Raw genomic sequence first — 8,607 nt, 5'->3', positions numbered from 1 at the left:
CGATGACCACCGCCCCCGTCGAGCCGCCGCCCCCGGTGCCCCCGTCCTCACCGGCGGCCGACGCGCCGAGGAGAAGCCGCTGGGGCCTCTGGGCACAGCCGAACTTCCGCAAGCTCTGGATCGGTGAGACGACCAGCGGCCTCGGCACCGCCGTCGGCAACGTCGCGCTCGCCCTGGTGGCCGTCGTCACCCTGGACGCCTCACCGTTCATGGTCGGCCTGTTGACCGCGTCCGCCTGGGTGCCGTGGCTCTTCCTCGGCCTGCTGGCCGGCGCCTGGGTGGACCGCTGGCCCCGGCTGAAGGTGATGCTGGTCTGCGACCTGCTCCTGCTCGTGCTGTTCGGCAGCGTGCCGGTGGCCGGCTGGTTCGGCCTGCTGACCATGGCCCAGCTCGTGGTCGTGGCCCTGCTGGCCGGCGCCGTGAAGGTGTTCCTCTCCACCGCGTACGGTGCCGTCCTGCCCTCGCTGGTCGCCAAACGGGACCTGCTGGAGGCCAACGTCAAGCTGCGCTCCGGGGACGCGGCGGCGGAGATCGCCGGCCCCGGCCTCGCCGGTCTGCTCGCCCAGGCGTTCGGCGCGGCCAGCGGACTGCTCGCCGACGCGGTCACGTACCTGGTCTCGGCGCTCTTCCTCGGCTCCGTCCGGGCCGAGGAGAAGCCGCCGCCGGTCTCCGAACGGCGCGGAATCCTGCGGGAGATCGGCGAGGGCGTGCGGTTCCTGGTGCGCGATCCGTACCTGCGTACGCTGGCGAGCTTCGCGGCCGTCGGCAACCTCGGCCTCAACGGCATCCAGGCGGTACAGATGATCTTCCTGGTCCGCAGCGTCGGCGTGTCGCCCGGCGGCGTCGGGATGGTGTTCGCCGTGGTGTCGATCGGCGGCCTGGCCGGTGCGGCGCTCGCCGGACGGATCGCCCGCCGTTTCGGTACGGCACGCGGTCTGCTGCTCTGCGAGCTGGTCGGGGCGCCGTTCATCCTCCTCCTGCCGCTGGCGGGGGAGCGGCTGCCGCTGGCGGTGAGCGCGGTGGCGTGGGCGATCGCGGTCTGCGGTGTGATCGCGGGGAACGTGATCGCCGGAAGCTTCTACCAGGCCTACTGTCCGCCCGCCATGATCGGCAGGATCCGGGCCAGCGCCTCCACCGTCAACTTCAGCGCCATCCCGGTGGGGGCCCTGCTCGGCGGCTGGCTGGGCGAGGTGCTCGGCGCCCGCACCACCCTCTGGATCATGGCGAGCGTGCTGCTCTCGGCCGGTGCGGTCCTGCTGGCCAGCCCGTTGCGCGGCCTGCGGAGCTTCCCCGACCGGCCCGCCTCCTCCTGATCCCTCGCCCCACTGCCCCTCTCGCGTCCCCTCCTGTCCTCTCCCGCCCTCACCCCTACTGTCCCCTCCCGGAGTCCTCCATGCCCCGCACCGCCCGCCCGCGCCGCTTCCTGATGTGCCGTCCGACCCACTTCGAGGTCAGCTACGCCATCAACCCCTGGATGGACCCGGCGAAGCCGGTCGACACCGAGCTCGCCGTCGTCCAGTGGGAGCGGCTGTACGAGCTCTACCTCGAACTCGGCCACCGGGTCGACCTGATAGACCCGCTGCCCGGGCTGCCCGACATGGTCTACGCGGCGAACGGGGCCACCGTCGTCGACGGCAAGGTGCTCGGCGCCCGCTTCCGCAACGCCGAGCGCGCCGCCGAGGGGCCCGCCTACCTGGAGTGGTTCCGGTCCCAGGGCTTCACCACCCATGACCCGGTCCACCTCAACGAGGGCGAGGGCGACCTGCTGTTGACGGGACGTCACCTTCTCGCCGGGCGCGGATTCCGGAGTGACTCGGACGGTCACGCGGAGGCCCAGGAGTTCTTCGGCCGCCCGGTGATCGGCCTCGATCTCGTCGACCCGCGCTTCTACCACCTCGACACCGCGCTCGGCGTGCTCGACACCGACCAGGTCGTGTACTACCCCGACGCGTTCTCGGCGGGCAGCCGGGCGGTGCTGCGACGGCTCTTCCCGGACGCGGTGCTGGTGGAGGAGACCGACGCGGAGGTGTTCGGGCTCAACCTGATGAGCGACGGCCTGAACGTGGTGCTGCCGGAGGCGGCGACCGCGGTGGCGGCCCGGCTGCGGGAGCGCGGCTTCCGGCCGATCGGGATGGACCTCTCCGAGCTGCTCAAGGGTGGCGGCAGCGTGAAGTGCTGCACCCTGGAGATCCGCGAGGCCGCCTGAGCGGGCCGCCCCGAGCCGTACCGCCTGAGCCCCCATAGCCGTACTGCCTGAGCGGCCGCCCGAGCCGTGACGCCCGTTCAACGCCCCGTTCAACGCCCCGATCAACGACGGCGATCGACGCACGGTGCTCGTGCGTCGATCGGCCGTTGAACGCGCCTTGCCATGCTGATCCCATCAGCCCGGAACACCTCCGGACAGTCCCGGAAAACCCTGTCCCACCAGGGAAGACATCCTAGGGAGCAGTCATGGCGAAGCGTTCGAACACCCTCGGTGCCACTCGGATCCGGCTGGCCCTCGCGGGTCTCGGACTCGGCGCGCTGATCGCCCTCGGCGCGGCCGGCACGGCGATGGCCGACGGCGTGGTCGGCACCGACCAGGGCGGGGCCGTCGGCACCGCCACGCAGGTGACCGCGCCGACCCCCACCCCCACCCCGACCGACGACAAGGACTGGAACAGCACCGGTTCCTGAGCCCGTCCCGTCCCCTGAGCGACACCGCGGGCAGAACCGTTTCGCCGAAGTCGCGAAGAGCCGCCGGCCCTCAGGGATCGACCAGCGCGAACGCCGGCTCCTCCAGCAGCCCCGCCACCTCCGCGGCCTCCGGAAGCCCCAGCCGGCAGAAGATCTCGTACGCCTGCCGCAGTCGCGCCCCGGCCTCGCCCCCGCGCCCGAGGTCCATCAGCGAGCGGCCCAGCACCACGAGCGCCTGCGCCTGGTCCCGCTCCGCCCCCAGCTCCTCGCAGAGCGCCAGTGCCTGCCCGGCGTGGTCGAGCGCCTCGTCGGCCCGGCCGAGCGAACGCAGACTGTCCGCCAGCCGGTAGCGCGCGTGCGCGGCCCGGTCCCGCAGACCGGCACCCGCCGCCACCGCAAGGCACTCCCCGAACCAGGTCACCGCCTCCTCGTGCTGCCCGAGTCCGTGCAGCGCCAGGCCCAGGACATACAGGGTGTACGCCCGCCCCGGGTCGTCCTGCCGGGTCCGCAGCTCGGCGAGCACCTCGTGACAGATCTCCACCGCCTCGGCGGCCCGCCCGCTGCGTACCCGTGCCAGCGCGGCGTTCACGGTCGTCACCAGGGCGCCGGAACGGTGCCCCAGCTCGTTCGCCAGCACCAGGGCCTCGTCGTAGTGGTCCACCGCCTCGTCGTAGCGACTGAGGAACTGGCAGATCAGACCGAGGTCGTTGAGCGCCTGGCGGAGGATCACCGTGTCGCCGGCGGTCCGTGCCGCGTCCACCGCCTGGCGGGCGGCGGCCTCGGCCGCGTCCAGCCGGGTCGCCGCCAGAGCCACGTTCCCGCGCAGGAAATGGGCCCGTCCGGCCGCCCGTACGTCACCGTGCCGGACCGCCGCCTCGGCCAAGGCGTCGGCGGTCGTCGCCAGTTGCCGGCTCGGCGGACTGAGGACGAAGGGAGTGAGCGCGATCAGCAGATCGATCGCGGCCCGCAGTGCCGTCCCCGGCATGCCCCCCGGCCCCACCGCGCCGGGCCCCACCGCGCCGGGCCCGACGGTGCCGGGCCCGATCGCTCCCGGTCCCACGGGTACCGCTGCCCCGGGCGTCGGCCCCGCGCCGGCGCTCGCGTCCGCCGCGACCTGGGCCGCCAGCGCCGCCGCACCCGCCCGCTCCGCCGCCGCCCACTCCCGGGCCGCGTCCCGGCCGGCCAGCGCCACACCGGGGGAGCGGGCCGGACCCAGCGCGCCCGCCGCGGGGTCGCCCGGCACCGCGTGCTGGAAGGCGGTGCAGGCGGTGGCCAGCAGGTGGTCGAGCAGCCGGTCCCGGGCCGCCCTCGCCTCCCCGCCCTCCGCCCCGCCGCCCGTCACCGAGGACTCGCCCTCCTCCGCCGGACGCCGCCGGGCGAACGCCCGCAGCAGATCGTGATAGCGGTAGCGCCCCGGGAACGGCGACTCCACCATGGCCACGTCCACCAGCGCCTCCAGCAGATCCTCGGCGTCGTACTCGTCGAGGTCGAGCAGCGCCGCGGCGGCCGGCAGCCCGATGTCGGGCCCGTCCACGGAGGCGACCAGCCGGAAGGCCCGGGCCTGGTCGGCGGGCAGCTGCCGGTAGCTCAGTTCGAAGGCCGCCGCCACCGCGAGGTCGCCGATCCGCAGCTCGTCGATCCGCCGCCGCTCGACCTGGAGCCGGCGGCTGAGCGTCTCCACCGTCCAGCCCGGCCGGGCCGCGAGCCGCGCGGCCACGATCCGCACCGCCAGCGGCAGGTAGCCACAGGCCACCACCAGCTCCCGGGCCGCCTCCGGTTCCGCGTCGAGGCGTTCCGCCCCGATGGTGCGGCCGAGCAGATCCAGCGCCTCGGCGGGCTGGAACACGTCCAGGTCGACCTGCACGGTGGCCGGCAGCCCGGCCGGCCGCGTCCGCCCGGTGGTGAGGACCGCGCAGCCGACCGACCCGGGGAGCAGCGGCCGGATCTGCGCCGTGTCCTTGGCGTTGTCGAGCACGAGCAGCAGCCGCCGCCCGTCCACCACGGACCGGAACAGCGCCGAGCGCGCGTCGAGACCGTCCGGCACCGCGTCGCCGGCCACCCCGAGCGCCACCAGGAAGCCGCTGAGCACCGCCTCCGGATCGGCCGGTACGGGGTCGGAGCCGCGCAGGTCCACGTACAGCTGGCCGTCCGGATAGGTCTCCCGGACGCGGTGGGCCACGTGCAGCGCCAGCGCCGTCTTGCCGACCCCGCCCATGCCGACCACGGTGGCGATCACCAGCGCCTGCGCCGAGGGCCTGCCGAGCGCCTCGTCGAGCATCCGGACCGGAGCCGTACGCCCGGTGAAGTCCGCCGCGTCCGGTGGGAGCTGGGCCGGTCTGGGTGGCGCGGCGGAGGGTCTCGCGGCCGTGTCCCGCTCGTCCTTCCGCGCCCGCTCCTCCCGCCCCTTACGGTGACCCGGCTCGCCCGCCCGGGCCTCGGACCCCGACCCGGAGCCGGAGTCGGCGTCGGCTGTCGCCCCGGGCCCCGACCCGGACCCGAGGGCGGCCCGGCCCCCGGAGCCGGCGTCCGGGCCGGTCCGTCCCGGTGCTCCGTCCCGTTCGGCCGCCTCGGAGGCCTTCGGCCCAGCCGCCGCTCCCGCCGCCTTCGTCGTCGCGGGACGCGGATCCGGGGCGGCCAGCGCCGGATCGCCCTCCAGGATCCTCCGGTGCAACTGCTCGAGGTCCGTCCCCGGGGGGACGCCCAGCTCCGAGAGGAACAACTGCCGCACCCCGCGGTACACGGCCAGCGCGTCCGCCTGCCGCCCGGCCTGGTACAGCGCCCGCATCAGCAGTCCGTACGCCCGCTCGTGCAGCGGGTGTTCGGTGGTCAGCGAGGTCAGCTCCGGGATGCAGCGCGAGTGGCGGCCGAGCGCCAGGTCGAGCCCGATCCGCTCCTCCAGGAGCGTGAGCCGCAGCTCTTCGAACCGCTGCCGGTGCCGCTCGGCGAACGGGCCGGGGATGCCGGCCAGCGGCTCGCCCTGCCACAGCTCCAGCGCCTGGTTGAGCAGGTCGCGGGCGCGCGGCGGATCGGTGGGCGCGGTGCGCTCGGCCTCGCCGGCCAGTGCCTCGGCCTGTGCCGCGTCCACGGCGAGCTTCGGCAGGACCAGCCGGTAGCCGTCCCCCATCGACACCAGCACCGACGCGGGCCGCTCGGCCGCGGCCCCTGCCCCGGCGCCCTCTTCCCCCCTGTCCCCGGCGTCCAGCGCCTTGCGCCAACGCCATGCGTAGGTCCGTACGGTGGTCATCGCCGCGCTCGGCGGCTCCTCGCCCCACAGCGCGGCGATCAGATCGGTGGCGCTCGCCGCGTACCCCGGCCGCAGCAGGAGCACCGCCAGCATCGCCTGCTGCTGCGGGCTTCCCACCTTGAGCGCGGTCGCGCCCCGGTGAGCCCGCATCAGACCGAGTAAGGAGAAACGGAGATCTCCCAAGTCCTGCCCCCAGCCACCCCGGAACACCGTGCCCACCCCCGTCGGCACGCATGTCAGATTTGTGTGACCTTTTTAACCACAGCGTCGCACTCGGTGTCGAGAGTGTGTTGAGTCTGTGGTGACCAGGCGTTGAACCCCGTTGGACAGAATCGTGGTGCCGCGGGCCCGCCGGAGACGGTCCGGCACCGCCGCCCGCCCCTCTCGCCCGCCGGTGGAGCCGGGCCCTGACCTACCTTCGGAGGCGGACGTCCGTGAACACCTCACTGCTGTACCGGCTGCTCGACACCGACCCGGCCGAGGGGCCCGCAGAACTGCTCCACCGTGCCCGGTCCTGTCGCCACCTGCCCCACCTGGTGCTCTCCGCGCTGGCCCGCGAGGGCGTCCGGATGGGCGAGCCCGCGCGGGCCGAACTCCGCCGCGCCCGCGACCGCGCCGCACACTACGCCCGGCTGGCGTCCGGCCTGAACCGGGCCACCGGGGTCCGCGCCATCCGCGGCCTCCCGCTCGCCGGTTACTACCCGGCCGGGCTGCTCCGGCCGCTGGACGCCCTCGAACTCGTCGCCCCGGACGAGGCAGCCCTCTGGCAGGCCGTCATCCGGGTGGTCACCGACCACCCGGTGGAGCACATCGACGTCTCGCTGCTCGGCGAGCGCCCCCACCACACCGCCGTCACGGTCCACTGGCCCGCCGAGGACCCGCTGGCCGACCCCTGGTACCGCGTGCACGTCACCACGGCCGCCCTGCCCGGCGACGGCTCGACCGTTCCCGTGCGGCCGTACCTGGTCGCCGACGAACCCGTCGAGTGCCTCATCACGCTCGCCGAGTCCCGGCTGCACCGGCCCGGCCTCCCCCCGGGGCCCGTCACCCTGCTCGACGTCGCCGGACTCACCGGCCGGCCCTTCGAGCCCGCCGAGACCGCCGCCGTCCTCGCCGCCTACCGCCTGGCTCCCGAGGCCGCGACGCTCCTCGACCGCGCGGCCGACCACCTTCCGCTCGGCCCGCTCGCCGCCGTGCGCGCCGCGCTCACCCGCGAGCTCGCCCCCGAGCGCCGCCGTCGCGCGGAGACCGCGGCGGCGGCCGGCGCCGCACGCCGCCCCACCCGCCACGGCACCCTGCTCCGCCGCACCGTCATCCGGCACAGCTGGAACGAGGCCCGCCTCCTCACCCCGACCCCGGAAACGCCCCTCCTCCTCACCCCCGTCGCCGACTACCTGCTCACCCCGGCCCCCGCCGGATCCCCGTCGCGCAGCGCCGCCCTGCGGGCTCTCCGTCGCTGGGACGCCCTCTGCTGACGTTGCTCAGGGGCGGGCGGAGTGGTGGTGGTGCGCGCAGCGGGGTGTGGTGAGGAGCCGCCGGACCTGCTCTCCGGCCTCGGCGGCGTCGCGGGCCGTGGCGGGGAACAACAGGCGCAGATCGCAGTGGCCTTCGAGGTACTCGCAGCGCAGGGTGATGCCGTGCCGGTCCACGGCGAACGGCATGGCGCGCACCACGCCGTGCGGCAGGCGGGACCCGGCGAGGACGACCAGGTCCGCCACCATGTCCTCGTGGGCGTCGGCCAGATGGGTGAGCATCGCCGCCTCCTCGACGGCGAGCGGGTCGGGTCCGGCGAGGGCGAACGCCTCGGGGTCGACCTCGTGGACCCCGGTCGCCGTGCGCAGGGTCACCCGCGCCGGGTCGAGCCGCAGCGCGCCGCCGCCCTCGCTCGGGGTGGGCACGAGCCGGCCGGAGAGCGTCACCCGGGACCGTACGCGGTCGCGCAGCGCGGTCGGTGCGATGTCGGTGAACTCCAGTCGGGCGGCGAGGCCGTCGCGCGGCGCGGTGGCGAGGGCGGCCAGGGGACCGTCCGTCCAGGGGTGGAGGGTGACGCGCCCTTCGGTGTCCACGGAGTGCGCGCCGATGAGGTCGAGCTCCTGGCCGTCCAGGGTGAGCGACAGGGAGATCGCCCGGGCCAGCACGGAGCGGACGTGCTCCGCCGGGGTCTGCTCGGCCGGGGCGGTGTCGTGGGCGGCGCTCAAGGTGACTCCTCGCGGGACGGTGGGACCGGGATCAAAGTGAGGTAAGGCTAACCTAACTCGACTCGACGGACCAGCCCCGTCCGTCCGCGCCCCTCGTCACGCCCGTACGGCCGCCATCACCACGCTGTGGCCGTACTGCCAGACCGTGCCCACCGCCTCGAAGCCCGCCGCGCCCGGCAACTCCGCGTGCTCCCGCGCGCCGAGGCCGTTGTCACCGCCGGAGCCGTGGGTGCGCCGCGCCCGCCACCGGCCGGCGGAGCCCGGCGCAGACGTGCGCCACCGCATCGGCGACGACCTGGAACCGCTCGGCACGGGCGGTCGCGTAGAGCTGCTGCTGTGACTCCCGTCGATCCACCCACGCGGTGGCCACCATGACACGTGGACCGACGGTCGCCGAGCGGCCGACCCGTCTCGCGAACGCTCGAAGGGCTTCGCCGTCGGCCGGGGGTGCATGATCACGGGAAGGGGCGTCCTGGGACACTGGCGCGC

General features: G+C 75.0%; 7 protein-coding genes. 4 read left to right on the top strand and 3 right to left on the bottom strand.

Annotated features, from left to right (window positions below; all coding sequences use genetic code 11):
* Window positions 1–2 precede the first annotated feature (2 nt).
* The 3 genes from ACFY7C_RS04715 (at window position 3) to ACFY7C_RS04705 (ending at window position 2,676) form a co-directional block, all read left to right on the top strand.
* Complete coding sequence (locus ACFY7C_RS04715) at window positions 3–1,313, top strand: MFS transporter (protein WP_389643693.1); 1,311 nt, start codon at window positions 3–5, stop codon at window positions 1,311–1,313.
* Window positions 1,314–1,393: 80 nt separating this feature from the next.
* Window positions 1,394–2,206, top strand: coding sequence for a dimethylargininase (gene ddaH, locus ACFY7C_RS04710; protein ID WP_389643690.1), 813 nt, complete (start codon window positions 1,394–1,396; stop codon window positions 2,204–2,206).
* Between the two features lie 245 nt (window positions 2,207–2,451).
* Window positions 2,452–2,676 carry a hypothetical protein gene (locus tag ACFY7C_RS04705; protein ID WP_389643687.1) on the top strand — a complete coding sequence of 75 codons (225 nt, stop codon included), beginning with the start codon at window positions 2,452–2,454 and terminating at the stop codon, window positions 2,674–2,676.
* Window positions 2,677–2,746: 70 nt separating this feature from the next.
* On the opposite strand, the gene ACFY7C_RS04700 is transcribed toward ACFY7C_RS04705, so the two are convergent.
* Entirely contained in the window at window positions 2,747–6,070 is a 3,324-nt protein-coding gene (locus ACFY7C_RS04700) for a BTAD domain-containing putative transcriptional regulator (protein ID WP_389643685.1), read from the bottom strand.
* Between the two features lie 284 nt (window positions 6,071–6,354).
* On the opposite strand from ACFY7C_RS04700, the gene ACFY7C_RS04695 reads away from it, so the two are divergent.
* Window positions 6,355–7,395, top strand: coding sequence for a hypothetical protein (locus ACFY7C_RS04695; RefSeq protein ID WP_389643682.1), 1,041 nt, complete (start codon window positions 6,355–6,357; stop codon window positions 7,393–7,395).
* A gap of 6 nt (window positions 7,396–7,401) precedes the next feature.
* Here the strand turns inward: ACFY7C_RS04695 and ACFY7C_RS04690 are convergent, their stop codons facing one another.
* Together ACFY7C_RS04690 and ACFY7C_RS04685 are read right to left on the bottom strand one after the other, a co-directional pair.
* Window positions 7,402–8,118: a DUF2470 domain-containing protein gene (locus ACFY7C_RS04690; RefSeq protein WP_389643680.1), complete on the bottom strand. Its 717-nt coding sequence runs from the start codon at window positions 8,116–8,118 to the stop codon at window positions 7,402–7,404.
* Between the two features lie 96 nt (window positions 8,119–8,214).
* Window positions 8,215–8,403 carry a hypothetical protein gene (locus tag ACFY7C_RS04685; RefSeq protein WP_389643677.1) on the bottom strand — a complete coding sequence of 63 codons (189 nt, stop codon included), beginning with the start codon at window positions 8,401–8,403 and terminating at the stop codon, window positions 8,215–8,217.
* Window positions 8,404–8,607 lie beyond the last annotated feature (204 nt).

It is taken from the genome of Streptomyces sp. NPDC012769 (assembly GCF_042901205.1).
Classification (GTDB): Bacteria; Actinomycetota; Actinomycetes; order Streptomycetales; family Streptomycetaceae; genus Streptomyces.
The sequence above is the reverse complement of the archived record's forward strand: the minus strand, read 5'-3'. Positions and strand labels throughout refer to the sequence as shown.